Raw genomic sequence first — 21,117 nt, forward strand, 5'->3', positions numbered from 1 at the left:
CCGACACGAAGGTCTCTACGGTGCATACCGAAGTAAATCCCGAGAGTCCCTTCGGCGGGCCTTCGGTACCGAAGCGCCGCGCCGCCGGGCTGCTGGGTCGCGACAGCGAACTCGACACGATCGCCGGGCTGTTCCAGGCCGCCGTCGGCGGGCGCGCCACCAGCGCGGTGGTGGTCGGCGAGTTCGGCATGGGCAAGTCGTCGGTGCTCGCCGCGGCGGGTGAGCTGGCGACGTCGGCCGGGTTCACCGTCGCGATCGCCGCCGCGTCCAGGCTGGAGACCCAGCTGAGCGGCGGTGTCGCCCGTCAGCTGATCGAAGGGCTCACTCACGCCCCCGCCGCCACGGGATCCCCGCGACCGCGGGCACCGCACGCGTCCGAGATCCTGCCTGACCGCCGTCCCCGGAATGAGCAGGAGCAGACGGAGGCGCTCGACGCCTTCTTCCACCTCGTCCGGCACGCCGCCGAACAGGGACCGGTCTTCCTCGGCATCGACAACATCCACCTCGCCGACCCGTGGTCGATGCGCTGCCTCGCCTACATCCGGCACCGCGTGGAGCAGCTGCCGGTGATGATCGTGCTGACCTCGCTGATCGGACATCTGCAGACCGGCGAGGTCGCCCTGCTGGAGATGTCCGGGTGCACTCCGGCGGTGATCAGGCTGCGCGGGCTCGGCACGGGGCACGTCGCCGAATTCCTCCGCGTCTCCCCCGGCCGGTTCGCCGAGGACTGCCGAGAGGTGACCGGCGGCAACCCGTACCTGCTCGCCGCGTTGCGTCGCCGCCTGGTCCCCGGAATGGATCTGGCCACCGCGGGGTCGGCGACGATCGGCGAGGTCCTCCGGGTCCGCATGCACGAGTACACCGCCGCGCCGAAAATGCTCGAAGCCGTCGCGATCCTCGGCGAGGACGCGAGTTTCGACCTGCTGGCGCAGCTCGCCGGCGTCGACGAGATCACCGCGCTGGAGGCCATCGACACGATGGTGCGCGTGCACCTGCTGACCGACAGCCATCAGCCGGCGCTGACCTACCGCTTCGTCCGCAACTCGGTGCTCGCCGACATGCCGCTCGCCACGAGGGCGGTCAGTCACTCCCGGGCGGCGCGGCTCCTGCACGACGCGGGCGCGCGGCCGGAACGGATCGGCGCCCATCTGCTGGAAGCGACCGCGATCCGGATCCCCTGGGCGGTCGACATCCTGCGGATGGCGGCCCGGCACTCCGTCGTCAACGGCGACCCGGAGCTTTCGGTCCGGTTCCTGCTGCGGGCACTGGAGGAACGGCTCAGTGAACGCAAGCGGATGGCGATCCTGCTCCAGCTCGCGCACGCGGAGTTCCACTGCGACCCGGATCTGGCGCCGACCAGGGTGCGCGAAGCCGTCGACCACATCGACGACCGCGAAACCGCGGCCTTCGTCGCGACTGCCATGATCCTTTCGCTGTGCTGCGGCCCCGACGCGCGGCTGGCGATCAACTCCGCCGGCCAGTTCGCCGCGCGGCTCGACGCGGGCGGGCCCGACGCCGTCTGGCCGCTGCTGTGCATGACCTACCTCGCCGAGGCGGGCAGCAGACTGGGGCCTCCGCCGGACTTCCGCGACTTCGAACAGCAGTGGGCGCCGCTGAACGACCCCGCCGCGCGGCAGAGCCGCTCGGGTCTGCTCGCGCTCGACACGGTCCGGAGCGGGAGCTCCTCGGCGAACGCCGTCCGCCATTTCGGGGAGGCGTTGTCCGGCGATCAACCCGAACTGTTCGAGCAGCCCTATTTCTTCACGCTCGCGACGGCCGTGCTCGCCGACGAGGCAGCCCTCACCGACAGGCTCTGCCAGGTGCTCGACACCAAACGCCTGCCGTGGGACTTCCACCTGCCGAAGGGCTCCCTCGCCACCCTCGCCCGCGGAATCGCCCTGCAGGCGGGCGGCGACCTGGTGCGGGCGAGTGTCCATTACGAATCCCTCGTGCGGCAGTTCGACGAGCGCGGCGCCACCAGCGAATGCCCGGTGGCCGTGCTGTGCGCGGCCAGGCTGATCGAGACCTCGGTCGACCTCGGCCGGTTCGACGTCGCGAACGCCCTGCTCGAAAGGATCGATTTCGGGGCCACTCAGCCACTTTTCACGCACAACTACCTGCTCTACGCCCGCGGCAGACTCCGGGCGGCCACGGGTGAACCCGAACTCGGCTACGAAGACCTGCGCGGCTGCGGGCGCCGTCTCGCACACCACGGCATGCGCTTCCCCGGTTTCGCACCCTGGCGGGCGCACGCCGTCCGCGCCGCGCTGGCGCTCGGACGGACCGACGCGGCGGCCCGGCTCGCCGAAGAGGATCTCGAAGCCGCGGAACGCTGGGGAGCGCCGCGCGTCCTCGGCGGCGCGCTGACCACGGCGGGTCTAGTCCGCGACGACGAGGAGGCCGAACGCCTGCTCACCAGGGCCGTCGATGTTCTCGGCGGGTCGACCGCGAAACTGGCGCTGGCCGAGGCGTTGACCGAACTCGGCACGCTGCAGGCCCGGCACGGGCAGAGCGAGAAAGCGATCGTCACCTTGCGGCGAGCCGTGCAGTCGAGCGACCACTGCGGGGCGCGGCCGCTCGCGAGACGGGCCGCCGAGGCGCTGCGGGACGCGCACGCGAGCCTGACGACGGCGAAGGACAACGAACACGGGCTCACCAAACAGGAGTACCGCGTCGCGCTGATGGCGTCGCAAGGTCTGACCAACCGCGAGATCGCCGAAGCGCTGCACCTGACCCGCCGCACGGTCGAACTCCATTTGTCCGGGGCATACCGGAAACTGGGGATCACCGGAAGGACCGAATTGAGTTCCGCACTCGGCCGGTCCCAGCGCGTGGACGTCGATTGACGGTTTCCGGGGACGGCGGGTTCACTCCGCAGCATGCCGGGAATCGAAGCCGAACCACTCAAATTCGCCTATTGGGTCCCCAATGTGAGCGGTGGACTGGTCACCAGTGACATCGAGCAGCGCACCGATTGGGGCTACGAGTACAACCGGGATCTCGCCGTCCTCGCGGAGAACAGCGGATTCGAATACGCGCTGAGCCAGGTCCGCTACACGGCCAGTTACGGTGCCGCCTACCAGCACGAATCGACCGGTTTCAGCCTCGCCCTACTCCTCGCGACACAGCGGCTGAAGGTGATCGCGGCGGTCCATCCCGGACTGTGGCATCCGGGTGTGCTCGCGAAGTTCATCGCCAGCGCGGACGTGATCTCCGGCGGGCGCGCCGCGGTCAACGTGGTCAGCGGCTGGTTCAAGGACGAATTCACGAACCTCGGTGAACAGTGGCTGGAACACGACGAACGGTACCGTCGTTCGGAAGAGTTCATTCGCGTACTGAAGGAACTCTGGACCAACGACCACGCCGAATTCACCGGTGATTTCTACCGGATCCACGATTTCGACCTCAAACCCAAACCGGTCGGGCGGCCGCATCCGGAGGTCTTCCAGGGCGGCAACTCCACCGCCGCACGGAAGCTCGCCGGCCGGGTCTCCGACTGGTATTTCAGCAACGGCAAGGACTTCGACGGCTTCAGCGAGCAGGTCGAGGAGGTCCGCGGCTACGCGGCCGAGAACGACCACGCCGTTCGCTTCGGGCTCAACGGATTCCTGATCGCGCGGGAGACCGAGAGCGAGGCGAAGGCCGTGCTACGCGAGATCGTCGAGAAGGCGAACACCGACGCTGTCGAAGGATTCCGCAACGCCGTCAAGCAGGCGGGAAGCTCCACTTCGGACAAGAAGGGGATGTGGGCCGACTCGGAGTTCAAGGATCTGGTGCAGTACAACGACGGCTTCCGCACCGGGCTGATCGGCACGCCGGAGCAGATCGCGGACCGCGCCATCGAGTACAAGAAGCGCGGGGCGAACCTGCTGTTGCTCGGCTTCCTGCACTACCTGGAGGACGTCGAGTACTTCGGGAAGCACGTGCTGCCGGTGATCCGGGCCAAGGAGGCGGACCTGGCCTCCGGCGCCGCCACCCCGGAACCCCTGCTCACCTCGGCCCCCTGACCCTTCCCCCCCGGACCCTTCCCCCCGTCGCGTTTAGTCCTCTAGTCGCGGTCCTTGCACGCGCAACTACCGCATTTAGAGGACTAAACGCGGGGTTCTCGGGGCCGCGGTGACGACAGTGGTTTGGCAGCGCATCGAGCTACGCTGACCGTCCTGCTCGCACTCGAGGATCCTGGGGGATCACATGCACCAAGTCGAATGGACGGCGGCACGAAGGTCACTCCGTCAGCGGGTCGCGGTCACCGCCGCCGCCTGCACCGCGGCGGCGATCGCGCCGTTGCTGCTCACCGCGCCTGCTGCCCAGGCGGGCGAAATCCGCTACGCAGGGCCGTTCTGGAAGCACGAGGTCTGCCTTGACGAGCAGTCCGATTACGCTCGCTACTACAAGATCGTAAAGGCCTGCTACCGGCCCAACGGGACCTCGTGGGGCTTCGACTACACGGAACGGACCTAACCGCTCACGACGAAGGCCGCTTTCCCCAAGTGAAACCTCGGGAAAGCGGCCTTCGTCGTGTATGCGCGTGCAAGGAACGCATTTAGAGGACTAAACGCGTGGGGTGGTCAGGGGAGGTAGACGGTCTCGCCGGGGTGCATGGTCGGCCCGCAGTCCTTGAGCGGCCCGCCGAAGCGCGCCTTCTCGACGTCCGGCAGGGTCTTCGCGGCGTAGTCCTGGGCGGCCTTCAGCTTCTCCGGGCTGGTAACGGCGTCCTTGCGCACGAAGTCGCCGTTGCGCGGCCCGGAACCCGGGTACACGAAGATCGGCTCGTAGTCGCGATCGATGCGCGGGTCGACGGTGATGCCGTTCCCCGCCGCCCACGGGCCCCACGAGTGAATGAAGGTCGGCTTGACCTGCTCGAACACGTAGTCGCGCAGCCCCGGCATATCGCCGTTCTTGACGTAGTCCGCGACCTTCGCCTCGACCAGCCCGGCCATGTCGACCAGGTGCAGGCGGCTGGTCATCGACGAGCCGCCGAGGTCGGGCAGCAGCAGCGACGCCTGCTGCAGGCCGAGGATGTCGGCGATGGTGTTGAAGCCGCGGCCGAAGCGGTCGGCGATGAGGCACGCGGGCACTGTCGGGACCTCGCGGAACTTCTCCGACGCCGAGGCGAAGCCCATCCCGGACGGGATCGCGGCCGCGACCAGCACGAGGACCACGACGGTCCGCAGCACCGCGCGCGAACGGCGCAGCAGTTCGCCCGCGGACAGCGTTCCCGCCAGGACGGCGAGAATCCAGATCGGGGTGGCGAAGCGGTGCTGACCCATCCAGTCCGGAACCATCACGCCGTAGGCGATGATGCCCAGCGCCAGCGGCACCAGCAACGCGATCAGGCTGCGGCGCCATTCCGCGCGGAACAGCGCGTAGCCGATGGTCAGCGCCAGCAGGATAGTCCCGGCGACACCGGCGTAGCCGACCAGTTCGAACGGCTGCTTCAGCGCCGAAAGACCGGGCAGGCCCTGCCCCTTCGCGATGGACGGGTTCGCCAGCAGCCTGCCGAACTCAGCGATCCGCCACGCGAGGTACGCGCCGAACGGGATCGCGAACGCGACCACCGAGACCACAACGAGTTTGACGCTCTGCCCCAGCAGCGGCTTACGCAGCTGGAACAGCACGACCAGCGGGTACGCGCCGCCGTAGATCAGGCCTTCGGGGCGGGTCAGCGCGGCGAACGCGACCAGCACCCCGGACCAGATGGCGACCTTCGCGGTGAGCACCCTGTCCTTGCGCACCGCGACGAACAGCAGCGCGGCGAGCCAGGCGACCGCCATCCCGAACAGGGAGTTCTCCAGCCCCGAGATGGTCCAGATGACGAAGGACGGGATCGCGGCGAGCGTCAGCCCCACCACCAGCGTCGCCAGCCAGGCGAAGCGCGCGAAGACCTGCTTCGCCACGACGTGGCAGGCCGCCAGCGTCCCGGCGGTGAACAGGAGACCGAGCAGTTTGGGGAACAACACGTAGTCGGGCAGGCCGAACAGCAGGCCGCTGTCGAAGACGCCGACGAGCTTGCCGACCGCCAGCAGCACCAGCCAGGTCGAGTTCGACCACCCCTCGACCGAGGGCTGTCCCGGCTGCAGCACCGGGCCGATCCCGTCGGCGAAGCTGCGCGCGTAGGAGAAGGTGATGGCCGCGTCGTCGACGATCCAATGGCCGTACAAGGTCGCGTGCCAGGCGAGCGCCGCGACTCCGGCGAGAATCGCCAGGTAAGGCGCGATCCGGGCGGCCACGCCGCGAGAGGCCGACGTCTCCGCCGGGCCGGGCACGTCTTTTTCGGAAGCTTCGCTGAGTGCGCTCGCCGTCATGTCCCCGTCTTTGCCTTCTCGTTCACGTGCCGTTGCCGAGAAACTGTAGCCAATACCCCATCCGGCACTGACGACGCGTCATATCCAGGCGTGATCCGCGCCACATCCAGCGGATCAGGACAGGTGCGAGATGTCGTTCACCAGGCGGACCGACGCGTTGCCGTCCGGATAGAACTCGACGATCGACAGCGAGGCCAGGTCCAGGTGCAGGCGGAACAACAGCGACGGCCCGGCGTCGAGGCCCATCCGCAGCAGCGCCTTGATCGGCGTGACATGGCTGACCACCACGAGCGTCCGCCCGCCGTAGTTCGCGATCAGTTCGTCGCGGGCCTTGCGGACCCGGCGGTGGACACCGTCGAAACTCTCCCCGCCCGGCGCCGCGATCGAGGTGTCGGAAAGCCAGGCGCTCTGGAATTCGGGATCCCGGTCCATGGCCTCTTTGAAGGTGAGACCTTCCCAGTCGCCGAAGTCGGTCTCGATCAACCCGGGATGGGTCTCGACCCGGCCACCGAGCGCGTCCGCGATCGCCTGCGCGGTCTGCTGGGTGCGGATCAGCGGCGAGGCGATGATCGGCGCGGCTTCGCCGTCGACGACCAGGCCTTCCATCGAGCCGAGGCGTTTCGCGGCGGCGGCCGCCTGCTGCTTGCCGTGCTCGGTGAGCGGTACGTCGCCGCGGCCGGAGTAGCGCTTCTCGACCGACATCGCCGTCTGGCCGTGCCGGACGAGGAGCAGTTTGGTCGGCGTCCCGGTGGCGCCGGTCCAGCCGGCCGGGCTGTTTCTGTCCTGCTTCACGACCTTCGGGGCGGCGGGCTGCTTTTCGGTCTCGTGCCCGGCGTCCATCGCCTCGTTCGCGAGCCCGTCGGCGTGCGAGTTCTCCGCGCGCGGAATCCATTCGTAGCGCACTCGCGAGAAGCGCGACGCCAGTTCCTTGGCCTCGGCGTTCAGCGGCTGCATCGACGGGTGCTTGACCTTCCAGCGCCCGGACATCTGTTCCACCACGAGCTTCGAGTCCATTCGGACGTCCACTGTGGACGCTCCGAGCTCGGCGGCCGCGGCGAGTCCGGCGATCAGTCCGGAGTACTCGGCGACGTTGTTGGTCGCGATGCCGACGTAGGCCTTGCGCTCGGCGAGTACCGCGCCGGTGGCCGCGTCCTTGACGACCGCGCCGTACCCGGCGGGCCCGGGGTTGCCCCGGGAACCGCCGTCGGCCTCGATGAGCACGTGCTCGGTCACAGGCCGGACTCCAGGGTGCGGACCAAAATGGCGCCGCAGTTCTCGCACTGGATGACGTTGTCCTCGGGAGCGGCCTTGATCTCGGCGATCTCGCGACGGTCGATGTCCAGCTGGCAGGCGCCGCAGCGGCGGGCCCGCAGCAGCGCCGCGCCGATGCCCTTCTGCGCCCGGACCCGCTCGTAGAGCTTGATCAGGTCTTCCGGGAAGCGCGGCAGGAGCTTGGCGCGGTCTTCGTCGCGGCGCGCCTGCGTGGTGTCGAAATCGGCGAAGTGCTCGTCGCGGCGGCTGATGGCTTCGGCGACCTCGTTCTCGGCCTTGGCGACCTCGGCGCTGGTGCGCTGGGCGTCGAGTTCGAGTGCCTCGCGGCGCTCCATCAGTTCGAGCAGATCGTCCTCGAGCGCGGACTGACGCCGGGTGAGACTGTTCAGCTCGTGCTCGATGTCGGTCATCTGCTTCGCCGCGACCGAACCGGATTCGAGCAGCTTGCGGTCACGGTCACCGCGAGCGCGTACCGACTCGATCTCCTTTTCCTGCCGGGCGATCTCGCGGTCGAGGTCGGACGCCGCGGTCTGGACCGAGACCAGTGCGTCGCGGCGGTCGCGGACCGTCTTCTCACCCGCGTCGATCTCGGCGATTTCGGGGAGCGTGCGGCGGCGGTGGGCGGTACGCGAAAGTTCGGCGTCCACCTTGGCGAGTTCGAGCAGCTGGCGCTGGATGGCGGGGTCAGCCTTCACGGTGCTCCTTGATTCTTAGTGCTCGGTTCGGGTGGCCCGTAGCGTCCACGGGTCGGTGCACCTCGTGGAGACGTGAAGGTCGACGTTACCCGCAAACGCGGCGCGGACGACGGCCGAGGCTTGCTCGCACCACGGCCATTCGCTCGCCCAGTGCGTGACGCCGACCAGGGCGGGGACTTCGGCGATGTCGGCGAGGTGCTCGCCCGCCGGATGGTGCCGGAGATCGGCGGTGACGTACGCGTCGACCCCGGCGGCGGTGGCCCGCTTGAGATAGCTGTCGCCGGAGCCACCGGAAACGGCGACACGACGGATGAGGCGGTCCGGATCGCCCGCGCCGTAGACGCCGGGTTCCGTACGCGGCAAGGCGTTCGCGACGCGTTCGACGAACACGGAAAGCGGTTCCGGCGCGGGCAGTTCGCCGATGCGGCCGATGCCGGTGACGCCGTCCTCGCGCGGATCGAGCGGGCCGAGGACGGTCAGGCCGATGGCCTCGGCGAGCGCGTCGGAGACGCCGGGCGACGCGGAATCGGCGTTGGTGTGCGCGCAGTAGAGGGCGACGCCGGCGCGGATGAGGCGATGCACGAGACGGCCCTTGGTGCTGTCGGCCGGGACGCCGTGGACGCCGCGCAGCAACAGCGGGTGGTGCGCGACGATCAGCTGCGCGCCGCCTTCGATCGCCTCGTCGACGGTCTCGTCGACCGGGTCGACGCAGAACACGACCTTGTCCACGTTCTCCGCCGGGTCGCCGCAGACGAGTCCGACGGCGTCCCACGATTCGGCGAGTTCGGGCGGGTACGCCTGCTCGAGGGCGGCGATGACTTCGGCTAGCGCGGGCACCCGGGGATTTTCGCATGTAGCGTTTCCGGGCATGCGACTTCGGGTGCTCTGCGCGCTGCTCGTGGCCGGTCTGCTGGCGACGCCCGCGCCTGCTTCGGCGTCTCCGGGTTTCTGGACGCTCACCGACCTGGTCGCACAACGCGTGCAGATCGCCGACAAGGTCGCGGCCGCGAAATTCGGCACGCCGTCGCCGATCGACGACCCGGTGCGCGAACAGCGGATCCTCGACTCGGTGGCGGCGAAGGCACCCGGCCTCGGCCTCGACGCGGCCGACGCGGTGCGGTTCTTCCGCGACCAGATCGAAGCGAACAAGCTCGTGCAACGCGGCCTGTACGCGCGGTGGACCGAGGACCCCGGCTCGCGGCCGCCCGAACGGCCCGACCTCGCGACCGAGGTGCGACCGGTGATCGACCGGCTCAACGCGGGCCTGCTCACGGAACTCGCCCGGACCCGGGACGCGCGGACGCGGCGGTCCTGCGACGGGCGGCTCGACGTCACGGTGCGGCTGGTGGACGCGCGGCGCGAGCTGGACCGGCTGCACTCGGTGGCGCTCAAGGAGTCGGTCCGGTCGGCCTGCTCCCACCCCTGACCTCGGGGCGGGAGCAAGGGACCTTTGCTATCACCGAGGCCGCTGACCTGCGGAAAGAGAGCAAGGGACCTTTGCTATCGCTCCCGCGTCAGTCCAGCGCCTTCGCGTCCTTGTTGACCGCCCAGCGGCCGGCCGCACGCATCACGCGGCCCGTCCACAGCATCGCCCGGTACGCCTTCGTCGCGTGATCGGGAACGTCGGAGTGGTCGACCTGGTACGGCGCGACGGAAGCGCTCGACCGGAGATGCAACGGCATCCTGGTCATCGCCTCTTTCGGCGATCTCGCCTGGACGAAGTGGTGCTCCGAGAGGATCCGCCCGACCTCGTAGGGGTGCGGATGCTTGACGGTGATGCGGTACCAGCGAAGCCCGGTTGCCGGGGATTCGACGGTGGGTGTTGGTGCGCTCATACGCGACCTTCCTGCGTGTTTCTCTTCAGGAGGTCTACTCCCGCTTCGTCCCGGCTTTCCAGCTTCGCGCGCCCGGTAGCCGTTCAGAGCCGGTGAGCGGTCGATCTCTCTCGGCGGTCACACTGATCGGGTGCTGCACATCGTCTTCGTCTGTTCCGGCAACATCTGCCGCTCGCCGATGGCCGAGCTCGTCTTCCGCGCGAAGGCCGAGGAGGCCGGTCTCGATCACCTCGTCCAGGTGTCCAGCGCGGGCACCGGCGGCTGGCACGTCGGGGAGGCCGCCGACAAGCGGGCCCGCGCGAAGCTGGCGGAGCACGGGTACCCGACCGGCCATGTGGCGGCCGAGGTCGACCGCGGGCATCTCGCCGCCGACCTGCTGCTCGCCGCCGACGAGAGTCACCTGTCCTTCCTCCGGCGGAAGGTGTCGGATCCGGCGAAGGTCCGCCTGTTGCGCGAGTTCGATCCGTCGGCACCCGAAGGCGCCGAAGTTCCGGACCCCTACTACGGCGAGGACGACGGTTTCGAGGACGTCCTCGGCATGATCGAGCGGTCTGTTCCGGGCCTGCTCGGCTGGGTGCGCGCACACGCCTGAGGCGGACCGCTTACCGTGGTGGGGTGCGGTTGAAGTTCCTGCTGAAGCCCGGGTGGCTGGCGTTGACGTTGGTGGTGTTCACCTTCGCCGCCTGCTGCTTCACCCTGCTGGCACCGTGGCAGTTCTCCCGCAACGCGGAGCGCGAGCATCAGAACACGGCGCTGCGGGAGTCGTTCACCGGGCAACCGAAGTCGCTGGACGAGCTGCTTCCCGCGGGCGCCGCCCCTGATCAGCGCACCGAATGGCACCTGGTCTCGTTGAAGGGCACGTACCTCCCCGAGGGTGAGGTCGTCGCCCGTCTGCGCTCCATCCAGGGCGAAGCGGCCTTCGAGGTGCTGACGCCGTTCAGGACCGACGAGGGCACCGTGGTGCTGGTGGACCGCGGGTATGTGCGGCTCGACGAGAAATCGCGCGCTCTCCCCTTCGCCCCGCCGCCGACCGGGACCGTCGACATCGTCACGCGGGCTCGTCAGGACGAGAGGGACGGGAAGAACCGCGACGCCTTCGCCGACGAATCGACCGGCGGGAAGCTGCAGAGTTACGTCGTCGATTCCCAGGTCGTCGCGCGGGCCGCGAAGCTGGACATCCGGCCGGGCTATTTTCAGCTCGACGTGAACCAGCCCGGTGTGCTGGGCGCGCTGCCGCTGCCGCAGACCGACGCCGGACCGTTCTTCTCCTACGCGCTCCAGTGGATCGCGTTCGGGGCGATGGCGCTGCTCGGCTGGTTGTACTTCACCGTCCGCGAGCTGAAACCAGGCGGCGCGTTGACCACGGAACGGCCGCAGCGCCGCAAGAGCGTCGCCGAGATGCTCGCCGAGGACGAACGGTCCGAAGTGGCCACCTGATATGACGCGAAACTGGCCCTTTTATGTGGCCATTTCCCGTGTTCGTATTCGCCCATGCTGATTCACCCGTGGGACGCCGCCCACGACGACGCCGAATGGCAGGCCTGGCTCTCCGGACACGACTTCGGCCAGCTCATCGCCGGCGGCGCCGGTCGCGACCTGCCGGTCGTCAACCCGGTCCACTTCGCCTACGACGGCGACCGGACGGTCCTGGTGCACCTCGCGCGCCCCAACCCGGTTTGGCCACTGCTGGAGGAGCACCCGCGCGCGCTGCTGTCGGTGACCGACGACTACACCTACATCCGCTCCGACTGGAACACCCCTGCCGACCCGGCGCACGGCGTCCCGACGTCGTATTACGCGTCCGTCCAGCTCGAATGCGACGTCCGGCTGATCGACGACGCCGCGGAGAAGGCGGCGCTCCTGAACCGGCAGCTCGCGCGTTTCGAGCCGTCCGGTGACCGGCTCGCGGTGAGTGCCACCGAGGCACCGGACAAGCGGCTGCTGCCCGGCATCCGGGGTGTCGAGCTGACCGTGACGGGGGTGCGGGCGAAGTTCAAGTTCGGCGGGAACAAGCAGCCCGCCGACCGGTCGCGGATCGACGCGGAGCTGGAGCGGCGCGGCGATCCGCTGGACGCCCTGGCGCGGGCGCAGCTGGCGCGGCGGGAGCGATAGCAAAGGTCCCCTGCTCTCTTTCCGCAGGTCAGCGGCCCCTGCGATAGCAAAGGTCCCTTGCTCTCCCGCCGCCGAAAACCGCAGGTCAGCGGCGTCGCAAACCGACGAGTGCGGCCAGCACCACCGAGCTGATCGCGCCCAGCCACCCGACCACCCGCGAAAGCTCCACGGCCCGCGTCACGTGCCCGGCGTCCGGGTTGCGGCCGATGCCGAGCACCGGCAGTTCCTCGACCCCGTGCGGGTACACCGTCCGCCCGCCGACCCGGATCTCCAGCGCCCCGGCGAACGCCGCCTCGACGCGGCCCGCGTTCGGGCTCGGGTGGGCGGTCGTGTCCCGTCGCCACGCCCGCCACGCGCCGCCCGCCGAGCCGCCGACGACCGGGGCCGCGAGCACGGTCAGCCCGGCCGCGATCCGGGTGGGTACGAGATGGACGATTTCATCCAGCCGGGCGACGAACCAGCGGTACTTTTCGGGTCGGCCCCGGCCGAGGCCGCGCAGCAGGCTGATCGCGCGCGAGCCGAGCAGGCCGGGCGCGCCGGCCAGCGCCCCCCACACCAGTGGCGCGATGACGACGTTCGACGTGTTCTCCGCGAGCATCTCCACCGAAGCGCGCGAAAGGCCGATGACGCCGAGGTCGTCGGCGACCCGGGGGTCCAGTGTGGACAGTGTGCCGCGCGCGGTTTCGAGTTCGCCGTCTTCGAGATCCCTGGCCAGCGAAGTGCCGTGCGCGGCGAGGCCGGCGGCACCGAGTACGGCCCAGGTGGTCACCGCGGTCGTGGTCGCCTGCAGCACGGGGCTGCGTCGTCCGGCGCGTTCGGCGAGCACACCCGCCAGCACGGCGGAGCCCGCGAGACCGCCGGTCCACAGCACTCCGGCCACCGGATGCTTCGGCCGGACCTTCGCGTCCACCGCCGAGGCCGCCCTGGCGAACGCCGTCACCGGCCGCCGCGATCGGGGATCCCCGATCGCCCCGTCCGCGGCCACCCCCAACACCAAGCCGATCGCGCGCGCCGCGCTCACCGTCGCCCCCTGCATGCAGTTCCCTCGAAGACCTGCAGAGGTTACTCGAAGATCATCCGTCCAGGAGGACGGCCATCTCGTCACGCGCCTGGCTGACGATGTCCCGCATCGCGCGTTCGGCCCGGTCAGGGTCACCGGCGTCGACGGCGGCCGCGACTTCGACGTGCAGTGCGACGGCCTCGGGCTGCGGTTCCTCCGGCATCAGCCCATGCCCGGTGCGCCCGGCGAGCACTTCGGCGACGACCGCGGAAAGCTGCGCGAACATCGGATTCCGCGACGCGGCCAGCAGCAGGTCGTGGAAAGCGACGTCGTGGCCGAGGAAGGTCACGAGATCTCGCTGGTGGGCCGTCTCTTCCAGCCGCTTGGCCAGCGCGCGAAGGCGGCCGCCCTCTTCCGGCGTCGCCCGTAGCGCGGCGAAGCGGGCGGCGCTCGGTTCGACGGCGGAGCGCAACTCGGTCAGTGTGCGCAGCGCGGTCTTCCGCTCGGCGCCGTCGAGCTGCCAGCGGATCAGCCTCGGGTCGTAGTGGTTCCACTCCCCCGGCTCGCGCACGATCACCCCGACCCGGCGTTTGCTGCTGGTCAGGCACATCGTCTCCAGCACGCGGACGACCTCGCGCGCCACCGTGCGGGAGGCGCCGAACCGCTCCTGGAGCTCGTCGGACCGCAGCACCGCCCCTGGCGGAACCTCTCCGTTCGCGATCGCGGAGCCGAGTGCGTCGAGCATTTCGGCATGCCTGTCATTGCCCACCAGGGGACCCTAGCGTTCTGATTCGATTAAGTAGTACTTCATATTGCTTAAGTAGTACTTTTGAGCTGTACTCGTCCCGGCTACAACGACGTGGGAGGTACGGATGACCGTCATCGTGGTGATGGGTGTTTCCGGCTCGGGCAAGACGACCGTGGGCACGGCACTCGCCGAACGCCTCAACGTCGACTACGCCGAAGCGGACACGTTCCATCCGAAGGCGAACATCGACAAGATGAGCTCCGGCCACCCGCTGAACGACGACGACCGGCGCCCCTGGCTCGAAGCCATCGCCGCCTGGATCTCCGACCACCAGTCCTCCGGCGGCGTCGTGACGTCCTCCGCGCTCAAGTACCGCTACCGCGACATCCTGCGCGGCGGCGGCGACGTCTGGTTCCTGCACCTGAACGGCGAGCGCGAGCTGCTCGCGGATCGGATGAAGACCCGCTCCGGTCATTTCATGCCGGTGTCCCTTTTGGACTCCCAGCTCGCCGACCTCGAGCCGTTGCAGCCGGACGAATCCGGTCTTGTCGCCGACATCGCGCAAACTCCGGAAGAGATCGTCGACACCGCCCTTTCCGCTTTCGAGGACCGCAAATGACCACCACTCTCGCCGCCGCCTGGACCGGACACGACACGCGCCTCATCGGCGCGACGGTGCTCGCCATCGCCGTGATCGTCATCCTGATCACCAAGGCCAAACTGCATCCGTTCCTGGCCCTGATCCTCGGCTCCGGCGTACTCGGACTCGTCGGCGGCATGCCGGTGGACAAGCTGATCAAGAGCTTCAGCTCCGGCGTCGGCTCCACCGTCGCCTCGGTCGGCGTGCTGATCGCGCTCGGCGCGATGCTCGGCAAACTGCTCGCCGACTCCGGCGGCGCGGACCAGATCGTCGACACCATCCTGCGCCGCGCGGGTGACCGCACCCTGCCGTGGGCGATGGCGCTGGTCGCCGCGCTGATCGGGCTGCCGATGTTCTTCGAGATCGGCCTGGTCATGCTGATCCCGGTGATCCTGCTGGTCGCCAAGCGCACCGGGAAACCGTTGCTGCTCCTGGGAATCCCGGCGCTGGCCGGACTTTCGGTGCTCCATGGCCTCGTCCCGCCGCACCCCGGCCCGCTCGCCGCCGCGGGCGCGCTGAACGCGAACGTCGGTCTCACCCTGGCCTTCGGCCTGCTCGTCGCGATCCCGACGGTGATCATCGCCGGCCCGCTGTTCGGCAGGCTGGCGGCGAAAATGGTGCCGGACGCCGTCGCGCCCGAACGGCTCGTCCCGGAATCGTCCTCTTCGGACGGACGACGTCCGGGCTTCCTCGCGACACTGTCGACCGTGCTGCTGCCGGTCGTGCTGATGATGGGCAAGGCGCTCGCGGACATCCTGCTGGAGAAGGAGAACCACGTCCGTCGCGTGCTCGACTTCATCGGCGACCCGCTGGTGGCCCTGCTCGCCGCCGTCCTGCTCGGCATGGTCACCCTCGGCCGGGCCGCCGGCTTCACCCGCGGCAAGATGTCGTCCACCATCGGCGATTCGCTTCCGCCGATCGCGGGGATCCTCCTCATCGTCGGCGCGGGCGGCGGTTTCAAACAGACGCTCGTCGACGCCGGGGTCGGCAACGTCATCACCGGCCTGGCGACCGGCGCGAACCTCTCGCCGCTGCTGCTCGGCTGGCTGGTCGCGGTCGCGATCCGGCTCGCCACCGGTTCCGCGACGGTCGCGACCGTGTCCGCGGCCGGCATCGTGGCGCCGCTCGCGGCGACCATGGACCCGTCGCACAGCGCGCTGCTGGTGCTGGCGATCGGCGCCGGGTCGCTGTTCTTCTCGCACGTCAACGACGCCGGGTTCTGGCTGGTCAAGGAGTACTTTGGACTCACGGTCGGCCAGACGCTGAAGAGCTGGTCGATCATGGAGACGGTCATCTCCGTGGTCGCGATCGCGCTCATCCTTCCGCTGGGCGCCCTCCTGTAGCTCGGAAGTACATGAAGGCCCCCATCCTTGCGTCTAGCGCAAGGATGGGGGCCTTCATGTACTTCCGAGGAGTACCGGTTGACATGTGACCTTTCGGTCACCTATTCTTTCGACGTGCCCGACGACGACCTGGTTTTCAAGGCCCTGGCGGATCCGACCCGCCGGTTCCTGCTCGACCGACTGTTCGTGCGTGACGGCCGCACACTGACCGAACTCGAGTCCGAAGTGGACATGAGCCGGTTCGGCGTGATGAAGCATTTGAAACTGCTGGAAGAAGCCGGACTTGTCGTCACGCGCAAGGAGGGCCGGGAGAAGAAGCATTTCCTCAACCCGGTGCCGATCCGGCAAATCCACGACCGGTGGATCGACAAGTTCACCGAGCGCACTGTGACCGCGTTGCTCGATCTCAAAGCCGAACTCGAAAACCCCGAAGCCGAGGAGCCGTCATGACCGAAACCACCGCTGCCGCCACCCAGGTCTACCGCGTCTACATCAAGGCGACCCCGGAGAAGATCTGGGAAGCCATCACGAAGCCCGAGTGGTCACAGAAGTACGGCTACACCGGCCTCGTCGACTACGACCTGCGGCCGGGTGGCAAGCACGCCACCCACCCGACCAAGGACTTCATCGACGCCGGGTTCACCAATGACCTCGTCGACGGCGAAGTCCTCGAGGTCGACCCACCGCGCAAGCTGGTCATCACCTGGAAGCTTCGCATGGACTCGGCCTTCGACCACGAGCCCTATACCAAACTCACCTACGAGATCGAAGAGACGAAGACCGCGGGCACCCGGCTGACCGTCACCCACGACGTCACCGGCGCGCCGATGACGGCCGCGCTGCTCAACGGTTCACAGGAGGACATCGACGCCGGACCGGGCGAGAACGCCGGTGGCGGTTGGCCCTGGGTCCTGTCGGACCTCAAGTCGCTGCTGGAGACGGACGAGCCGCTCGTCCCCGCCGCTTCCTGAGCCGATGTCCGTGAAGGCCTCCTTCCCTACGCTCAAGGTAGGGAAGGAGGCCTTCACGGACTTTCAGACCCGTTTGGTGTCGGCCTTCAGGGCAGCCTTGGCGGCGTCCGAGGCCCCGAGGGTGTCCAGGCCGAACAGCGCCGCGCCGACCACGGGGGCGACGTCGACGACGCGGATCGAAGCGTGCGGCGCCACCTTCAGGCACCGCCGCTCGATCTCCGTGATCACCTGTGCGCCGACCCCGGTCAGCACTCCCCCGCCGAGGATGACCTCCGGTGCCTCCTCGGTCAGCTCTAGCCGCCGCAGGATGACCGTGACCAGCAGGGACACCTCCTCGACGAACCGGTCGACCACGTCCTGCGCCACCTCGTCGCCGTCCGCCGCGACGGTGAACAGCAGCGGGCACAGGCCGTGGATCGCGTCGGAGTGCAGCTCCTCGAAGTGCAGTCGCTGCACCACTTCCAGCACCGACGAGGCCTCGAAATGCGCGGCGACGGCGGTCCGCAGAGCCGTAGCCGGGCCCCTGCCGTCCTCGGCGCGGACGGCCCACCACAGCGCCTCCTCGCCCAACCGGTAGCCGCCGCCCCAGTCGCCGGAGATCTTTCCCAGCGCGGGAAACCGGTGCTCGCGGCCGTCGGCGCTGACGCCGGCGCCGTTGATCCCGGCGCCGCACACGACCGCCACACCGGTCCCGTCGGAACTGCCCGCGCGCAGCAGCGCGAGCGTGTCGTTGCCGACGATCAGGGTGTCGCTCCAGCCGCGCGCGGCCAGCGCCGCGTGCAGGATCGCTTCCTCCTGCGGGAAATCCAGCCCCGCGAGGTAGGCCGACGTATGCGTCGCGAACGGGCGCTCCTCGGGAAGCCCTGCCCCGCGAAGGGCCTCCAGCACCAGCTTCTCCAACGCGCGGACGCTGGCGTCGACCCCGATGTTCTGCGGGGACGCGCCCGGCCCTCGGGACTGTCCGAGCACCCGTCCGTCCCGCGAGACGATCAGGACGTCGGTCTTGCTGTTGCCCCCGTCGATCGCGACGACGACGTCCTGTGAGCCGGCCGTCATGCCCCCGCCCACGGCAGGTACTGGCGATTGATCTGCACCAGCGTGTCCGCGAGCTGGTCCGCCTTGGTGTACTGGCCGACCAGCGGATGCGCGAGCAGCGCGTCGGCCACCCGGTCCCGCCCGCCCTTGATCGCCGCTTCCAGCGCGAGGTGCTCGTACGCGGTCACCCCGGCGATGAGCCCGGCGAACCGCTGTTCCACCGGCGGCTGCGGGATCGGACGCGGCCCCTTGGCGTCCACAAGGGCCGGAACCTCGATGACGGCGTCGTCCGGAAGGAAGTCGAAAGTGCCTTCGTTGCGGACGTTGACGACGTGCTCCTCCGCGGGCCCGCCGGAGGTGAGCGCGTGCACGAGCTGCACCGCGGCCTCGGAATAGTAGGCACCACCCCGCTTTTCCAGCTGCTCCGGTTTGGTCACCACGTCGGTGTCGAGGTACACCTTGAGCAGTTCCTCCTCGACGTCGCTGACGACGTCCGCGCGCGGCCGCTCGGTGCGCTGCTTCATGACCTGCTCGTCGTGCCCGTAGTAGTACTTCAGGTAGTACGAGGGCACGACGTTCATCCGCCGCATCCATTCCACCGGCGCGGTGACGTGCTCACCGAGGAATTCCGCGTGCTCCGCGAGCAACTCCGGGAGCCGGTCTTCGCCGTCGACGAGCACTTGGCGTTCCCAGCTCAGGTGGTTGAGGCCGGTGTGCACGAGCTTGACGTCGTCGACCCCGGCGCCGAGCAGATGCGCGAACGTCCGCTGAAGGTGGATCGCGACGTTGCACAACCCGACGGCGCGGTGCCCCTCGTTCAGCAGCGCGCGCGTGACGATGCCGACCGGGTTGGTGAAGTTGACGATCCAGGTGTCGTCACCGGCGACCTTCCGCACCCTGTCGGCGATGTCGAGCACCACCGGCACGGTGCGCAACGCCTTCGCGAGGCCGCCCGCTCCCGTGGTCTCCTGCCCGACACAGCCGCAGGCGTGCGGGAAGGTCTCGTCCCCGCGCCGCGCGCGCTGCCCGCCGACCCGCAACTGGATCAGCACCGCGGACGCGCCTTCGACGCCTTCTTCGAGGTTGGCGGTGGTCCGGACCCGCGCCGGATGTCCGGCGTGGCTCAGCAACCGGTTGCTGAAATCACCGACCGCCTCGACTCGATAGGCGTCCGGATCGATCAGCACGATCTCGTCGACGTCCAAAGTGGACCGCCGCCCGGCGATCCCGTCGATCAACTCGGGCGTGTAGGTGGATCCGCCACCGACGACTGCCAGTTTCATCCCTTGACCCCCGTGAATGTGACGCCCTTGACGAAGGACTTCTGCGCGAATACGAACAGCACGATCACCGGCAGCATGATCAGCGCGGTGGCGGCCATGGTGAGGTTCCATTCCACGTGGTGCATCCCGCGGAATGACGCGATCGCCAGCGAAAGCGGCCAGCTGTCGCGGGTCTCACCGGTGTAGAGCAGCGGACCGAAATAGTCGTTCCAGGTGAACAGGAAGCAGAACATCGCGGTGGCCGCGATCCCCGGCTTCGCCATCGGGATCAGCACCTTGACCATGGTCTGGAACTCGTTGCAGCCGTCGATCTTAGCCGCTTCCAGGTAGTCCTTCGGAATGGTGAGGAAGAACTGCCGCAGCAGGAAGATCGAGAACGCGTCGAAGAAGAAGTACGGCACGATCAACGGAACCAGCGTCCCGGTGAACCCGAGCCGCACCCACAGGTCGTACAACGGCACGACGGTGACCTGTGGGGGAAGCATCATCGCGGCCACGGTGAGCATGAAGAACAGGTTCTGCCCGCGGAACTTCAGCTTCGAAAGCGCGTACGCCGCCGGGATGGCCGAAACAAGTGCCCCGAAGGTGGCCAGCGTCGAGTAGAGCATGCTGTTGCCGAAGTACTGCAACAGCGGCGCCTTCTCGAACACCTCGACGAAGTTCTCGAAGTGCCATTCCTTCGGCCAGAAGTTCGACGAAAGCGCCTGTTCGCTCGACATCACCGCGGTGAGGAACACGAACAGGATGGGCAGCATGAAGATCACGCCCATCGCGATACCCACGCTGTGGGTCGCGATCCAGTACAGCTTCTTGTCCCATCGGCGCCGCATCCGTACTTTCGGCGGTTCGGACGCCGGGGCGGCGTGCCGGGGTTCGGCCAGGGTGGTCATCCGCCCTCCTCCTGATGCTGGGACTTACGAAGCTGCCGGACCAGAATCCAGGTGAACCCGGCCGACACGACGAACAGCAGGACCGCCATCGCCGCCGCGTAGCCCATGTTGAAATACCGGAAACCCTGGACATACAGCCAGACCGGATAGGTCAGCGTCGAGTTCTGTGGTGCGCCGATGAATCTCGTGTTGCCCGCGACGTCCGCCGCGCCCGCGGCCGCCGAACCCGCGACGATCGCCTGGGTGAAGAACTGCAACGCGAAGATCATCGAGTTGACGACACCGAACAACAGCACCGGCGAGATCGACGGCAGTGTGACGTGCCAGAACCGGCGGACCGGACCGGCGCCGTCGAGCTGGGCGGCTTCGTACTGTTCCTGCGGCACGTCGAGCAACGCGGCCAGGATGATGATCATCAGCTCGCCCGATCCCCACATCACCAGCAGGGTCAGCGCGGGCTTCGACATCGCCGGGTCGTTGAACCACAGGCCGCCGTCGACGCCGACCGCCCGCAGGAACGCGTTGACCGGGCCGTATTCCGGGTTGAACAGGAACACGAACGCCAGGGTCGCCGCGGCGGGCGGGGCCAGCGACGGCAGGTAGCAGAGCGTCCGCACCAGACCGACGCCCGACTTGAGCCGGGAGATGATCGACGCCGTGCCGAGGGCGAACACCACGCGACAGAACGTCAGGACGATCACCAGCCACAGCGTGTTGTACGCGGCGGTGCCGACCAGCGGCTCGCTGGTGAACATCCGGATGTAGTTGTCGAAGCCGACGAATTCCGGCGGGTTGATCAGGTCGTAGCGCGTGAGCGAGTAGTACACCGTGGCGATCAGCGGGTAGCCGAAGAAGATCAGGAACCCGAGCATCGCCGGTGCGATGAAATAGAAGACGGTGCGACGGCGGCGCGCTGCGTTCCCCTTCCGCGTCCGGGTGGACGCGGAAGGGGAAGCGACCGCCCTGGAATCCAGGGTCGAGGTCATGC

General features: G+C 68.6%; 22 protein-coding genes. 11 read left to right on the plus strand and 11 right to left on the minus strand.

Annotated features, from left to right (window positions below; genetic code table 11):
- The first annotated feature begins 20 nt into the window (after window positions 1–20).
- The 3 genes from ACZ54P_RS20765 (at window position 21) to ACZ54P_RS20775 (ending at window position 4,461) form a co-directional block, all read left to right on the plus strand.
- Window positions 21–2,846, plus strand: a complete 2,826-nt coding sequence (locus ACZ54P_RS20765; RefSeq protein WP_465463192.1) for an AAA family ATPase — start codon at window positions 21–23, stop codon at window positions 2,844–2,846.
- Window positions 2,847–2,879: 33 nt separating this feature from the next.
- Window positions 2,880–4,007 carry a dimethylsulfone monooxygenase SfnG gene (sfnG, locus tag ACZ54P_RS20770; protein WP_465463193.1) on the plus strand — a complete coding sequence of 376 codons (1,128 nt, stop codon included), beginning with the start codon at window positions 2,880–2,882 and terminating at the stop codon, window positions 4,005–4,007.
- Window positions 4,008–4,191: 184 nt separating this feature from the next.
- The gene (locus ACZ54P_RS20775; protein WP_465463194.1) at window positions 4,192–4,461 is read left to right on the plus strand and encodes a hypothetical protein; all 270 of its coding nucleotides are present in this window, start codon (window positions 4,192–4,194) and stop codon (window positions 4,459–4,461) included.
- Window positions 4,462–4,568: 107 nt separating this feature from the next.
- Here the strand turns inward: ACZ54P_RS20775 and ACZ54P_RS20780 are convergent, their stop codons facing one another.
- The 4 genes from ACZ54P_RS20780 to ACZ54P_RS20795 all read right to left on the minus strand — a co-directional run bounded on the left by ACZ54P_RS20780 (window position 4,569) and on the right by ACZ54P_RS20795 (window position 9,109).
- The gene (locus ACZ54P_RS20780) at window positions 4,569–6,305 is read right to left on the minus strand and encodes a hypothetical protein (RefSeq protein WP_465463195.1); all 1,737 of its coding nucleotides are present in this window, start codon (window positions 6,303–6,305) and stop codon (window positions 4,569–4,571) included.
- A 114-nt stretch (window positions 6,306–6,419) separates the two neighbouring features.
- Complete coding sequence (locus tag ACZ54P_RS20785) at window positions 6,420–7,538, minus strand: bifunctional RNase H/acid phosphatase (protein ID WP_465463196.1); 1,119 nt, start codon at window positions 7,536–7,538, stop codon at window positions 6,420–6,422.
- Window positions 7,535–8,272, minus strand: coding sequence for a zinc ribbon domain-containing protein (locus ACZ54P_RS20790; RefSeq protein WP_465463197.1), 738 nt, complete (start codon window positions 8,270–8,272; stop codon window positions 7,535–7,537). Before ACZ54P_RS20790 ends, ACZ54P_RS20785 begins: the two co-directional genes overlap by 4 nt.
- 15 nt (window positions 8,273–8,287) lie before the next feature.
- Entirely contained in the window at window positions 8,288–9,109 is an 822-nt protein-coding gene (locus ACZ54P_RS20795) for a Nif3-like dinuclear metal center hexameric protein (RefSeq protein ID WP_465463198.1), read from the minus strand.
- A gap of 31 nt (window positions 9,110–9,140) precedes the next feature.
- On the opposite strand from ACZ54P_RS20795, the gene ACZ54P_RS20800 reads away from it, so the two are divergent.
- The gene (locus ACZ54P_RS20800; protein WP_465463199.1) at window positions 9,141–9,698 is read left to right on the plus strand and encodes a chorismate mutase; all 558 of its coding nucleotides are present in this window, start codon (window positions 9,141–9,143) and stop codon (window positions 9,696–9,698) included.
- Window positions 9,699–9,786: 88 nt separating this feature from the next.
- Here ACZ54P_RS20800 and ACZ54P_RS20805 read toward each other — a convergent pair whose 3' ends face one another.
- On the minus strand, window positions 9,787–10,107 hold the full coding sequence (locus ACZ54P_RS20805; protein WP_465463200.1) for a hypothetical protein: 321 nt from the start codon (window positions 10,105–10,107) through the stop codon (window positions 9,787–9,789).
- A gap of 130 nt (window positions 10,108–10,237) precedes the next feature.
- Between ACZ54P_RS20805 and ACZ54P_RS20810 the strand changes: the two genes are divergently transcribed.
- The 3 genes from ACZ54P_RS20810 to ACZ54P_RS20820 are packed head-to-tail and all read left to right on the plus strand — an operon-like array spanning window position 10,238 to window position 12,219.
- Window positions 10,238–10,699: a low molecular weight protein-tyrosine-phosphatase gene (locus tag ACZ54P_RS20810; protein WP_465463201.1), complete on the plus strand. Its 462-nt coding sequence runs from the start codon at window positions 10,238–10,240 to the stop codon at window positions 10,697–10,699.
- A gap of 23 nt (window positions 10,700–10,722) precedes the next feature.
- Complete coding sequence (locus ACZ54P_RS20815; protein WP_465463202.1) at window positions 10,723–11,544, plus strand: SURF1 family cytochrome oxidase biogenesis protein; 822 nt, start codon at window positions 10,723–10,725, stop codon at window positions 11,542–11,544.
- Between the two features lie 54 nt (window positions 11,545–11,598).
- A complete protein-coding gene (locus tag ACZ54P_RS20820) occupies window positions 11,599–12,219 on the plus strand; it encodes an FMN-binding negative transcriptional regulator (RefSeq protein ID WP_465463203.1) in 621 nt (206 codons plus the stop codon).
- 85 nt (window positions 12,220–12,304) lie between these two features.
- Here the strand turns inward: ACZ54P_RS20820 and ACZ54P_RS20825 are convergent, their stop codons facing one another.
- Both ACZ54P_RS20825 and ACZ54P_RS20830 read right to left on the minus strand, forming a co-directional pair.
- Complete coding sequence (locus tag ACZ54P_RS20825; protein ID WP_465463204.1) at window positions 12,305–13,240, minus strand: cobalamin biosynthesis protein CobD/CbiB; 936 nt, start codon at window positions 13,238–13,240, stop codon at window positions 12,305–12,307.
- A 52-nt stretch (window positions 13,241–13,292) separates the two neighbouring features.
- Complete coding sequence (locus tag ACZ54P_RS20830; protein WP_465463393.1) at window positions 13,293–13,964, minus strand: FadR/GntR family transcriptional regulator; 672 nt, start codon at window positions 13,962–13,964, stop codon at window positions 13,293–13,295.
- 127 nt (window positions 13,965–14,091) lie between these two features.
- On the opposite strand from ACZ54P_RS20830, the gene ACZ54P_RS20835 reads away from it, so the two are divergent.
- From ACZ54P_RS20835 to ACZ54P_RS20850, 4 genes are all read left to right on the plus strand, one after another.
- On the plus strand, window positions 14,092–14,586 hold the full coding sequence (locus tag ACZ54P_RS20835) for a gluconokinase (protein WP_465463205.1): 495 nt from the start codon (window positions 14,092–14,094) through the stop codon (window positions 14,584–14,586).
- Entirely contained in the window at window positions 14,583–15,950 is a 1,368-nt protein-coding gene (locus tag ACZ54P_RS20840) for a GntT/GntP/DsdX family permease (RefSeq protein WP_465463206.1), read from the plus strand. Before ACZ54P_RS20835 ends, ACZ54P_RS20840 begins: the two co-directional genes overlap by 4 nt.
- Before the next feature lie 114 nt (window positions 15,951–16,064).
- Window positions 16,065–16,400: an ArsR/SmtB family transcription factor gene (locus tag ACZ54P_RS20845; RefSeq protein WP_465463207.1), complete on the plus strand. Its 336-nt coding sequence runs from the start codon at window positions 16,065–16,067 to the stop codon at window positions 16,398–16,400.
- The gene (locus tag ACZ54P_RS20850; protein ID WP_465463208.1) at window positions 16,397–16,921 is read left to right on the plus strand and encodes an SRPBCC domain-containing protein; all 525 of its coding nucleotides are present in this window, start codon (window positions 16,397–16,399) and stop codon (window positions 16,919–16,921) included. The genes ACZ54P_RS20845 and ACZ54P_RS20850 overlap by 4 nt, the downstream gene beginning before the upstream one ends.
- A gap of 63 nt (window positions 16,922–16,984) precedes the next feature.
- On the opposite strand, the gene ACZ54P_RS20855 is transcribed toward ACZ54P_RS20850, so the two are convergent.
- From ACZ54P_RS20855 to ACZ54P_RS20870, 4 genes are read right to left on the minus strand one after another with little or no spacing between them, the layout of a single operon-like run.
- The gene (locus tag ACZ54P_RS20855) at window positions 16,985–17,989 is read right to left on the minus strand and encodes an N-acetylglucosamine kinase (RefSeq protein WP_465463209.1); all 1,005 of its coding nucleotides are present in this window, start codon (window positions 17,987–17,989) and stop codon (window positions 16,985–16,987) included.
- Window positions 17,974–19,239, minus strand: coding sequence for a 6-phospho-beta-glucosidase (locus ACZ54P_RS20860; RefSeq protein ID WP_465463210.1), 1,266 nt, complete (start codon window positions 19,237–19,239; stop codon window positions 17,974–17,976). Before ACZ54P_RS20860 ends, ACZ54P_RS20855 begins: the two co-directional genes overlap by 16 nt.
- Entirely contained in the window at window positions 19,236–20,129 is an 894-nt protein-coding gene (locus ACZ54P_RS20865; protein WP_465463211.1) for a carbohydrate ABC transporter permease, read from the minus strand. The genes ACZ54P_RS20860 and ACZ54P_RS20865 overlap by 4 nt, the downstream gene beginning before the upstream one ends.
- A complete protein-coding gene (locus tag ACZ54P_RS20870; RefSeq protein WP_465463212.1) occupies window positions 20,126–21,115 on the minus strand; it encodes a carbohydrate ABC transporter permease in 990 nt (329 codons plus the stop codon). Before ACZ54P_RS20870 ends, ACZ54P_RS20865 begins: the two co-directional genes overlap by 4 nt.
- Between the last annotated feature and the right edge of the window lie 2 nt (window positions 21,116–21,117).

This window comes from Amycolatopsis sp. NPDC034160, from assembly GCF_055575355.1.

Excerpts from the sequence above, each read along its gene's own strand:
- ACZ54P_RS20835 (WP_465463205.1), top strand. The coding sequence starts at position 14,092 with ATGACCGTCATCGTGGTGATGGGTGTTTCCGGCTCGGGCAAGACGACC.
- ACZ54P_RS20800 (WP_465463199.1), top strand. The coding sequence starts at position 9,141 with ATGCGACTTCGGGTGCTCTGCGCGCTGCTCGTGGCCGGTCTGCTGGCG.
- ACZ54P_RS20805 (WP_465463200.1), bottom strand. The coding sequence starts at position 10,107 with ATGAGCGCACCAACACCCACCGTCGAATCCCCGGCAACCGGGCTTCGC.
- ACZ54P_RS20850 (WP_465463208.1), top strand. The coding sequence starts at position 16,397 with ATGACCGAAACCACCGCTGCCGCCACCCAGGTCTACCGCGTCTACATC.
- ACZ54P_RS20865 (WP_465463211.1), bottom strand. The coding sequence starts at position 20,129 with ATGACCACCCTGGCCGAACCCCGGCACGCCGCCCCGGCGTCCGAACCG.
- ACZ54P_RS20870 (WP_465463212.1), bottom strand. The coding sequence starts at position 21,115 with ATGACCTCGACCCTGGATTCCAGGGCGGTCGCTTCCCCTTCCGCGTCC.
- ACZ54P_RS20840 (WP_465463206.1), top strand. The coding sequence starts at position 14,583 with ATGACCACCACTCTCGCCGCCGCCTGGACCGGACACGACACGCGCCTC.
- sfnG (WP_465463193.1), top strand. The coding sequence starts at position 2,880 with ATGCCGGGAATCGAAGCCGAACCACTCAAATTCGCCTATTGGGTCCCC.
- ACZ54P_RS20780 (WP_465463195.1), bottom strand. The coding sequence starts at position 6,305 with ATGACGGCGAGCGCACTCAGCGAAGCTTCCGAAAAAGACGTGCCCGGC.
- ACZ54P_RS20820 (WP_465463203.1), top strand. The coding sequence starts at position 11,599 with ATGCTGATTCACCCGTGGGACGCCGCCCACGACGACGCCGAATGGCAG.
- ACZ54P_RS20775 (WP_465463194.1), top strand. The coding sequence starts at position 4,192 with ATGCACCAAGTCGAATGGACGGCGGCACGAAGGTCACTCCGTCAGCGG.
- ACZ54P_RS20860 (WP_465463210.1), bottom strand. The coding sequence starts at position 19,239 with ATGAAACTGGCAGTCGTCGGTGGCGGATCCACCTACACGCCCGAGTTG.
- ACZ54P_RS20830 (WP_465463393.1), bottom strand. The coding sequence starts at position 13,964 with ATGCTCGACGCACTCGGCTCCGCGATCGCGAACGGAGAGGTTCCGCCA.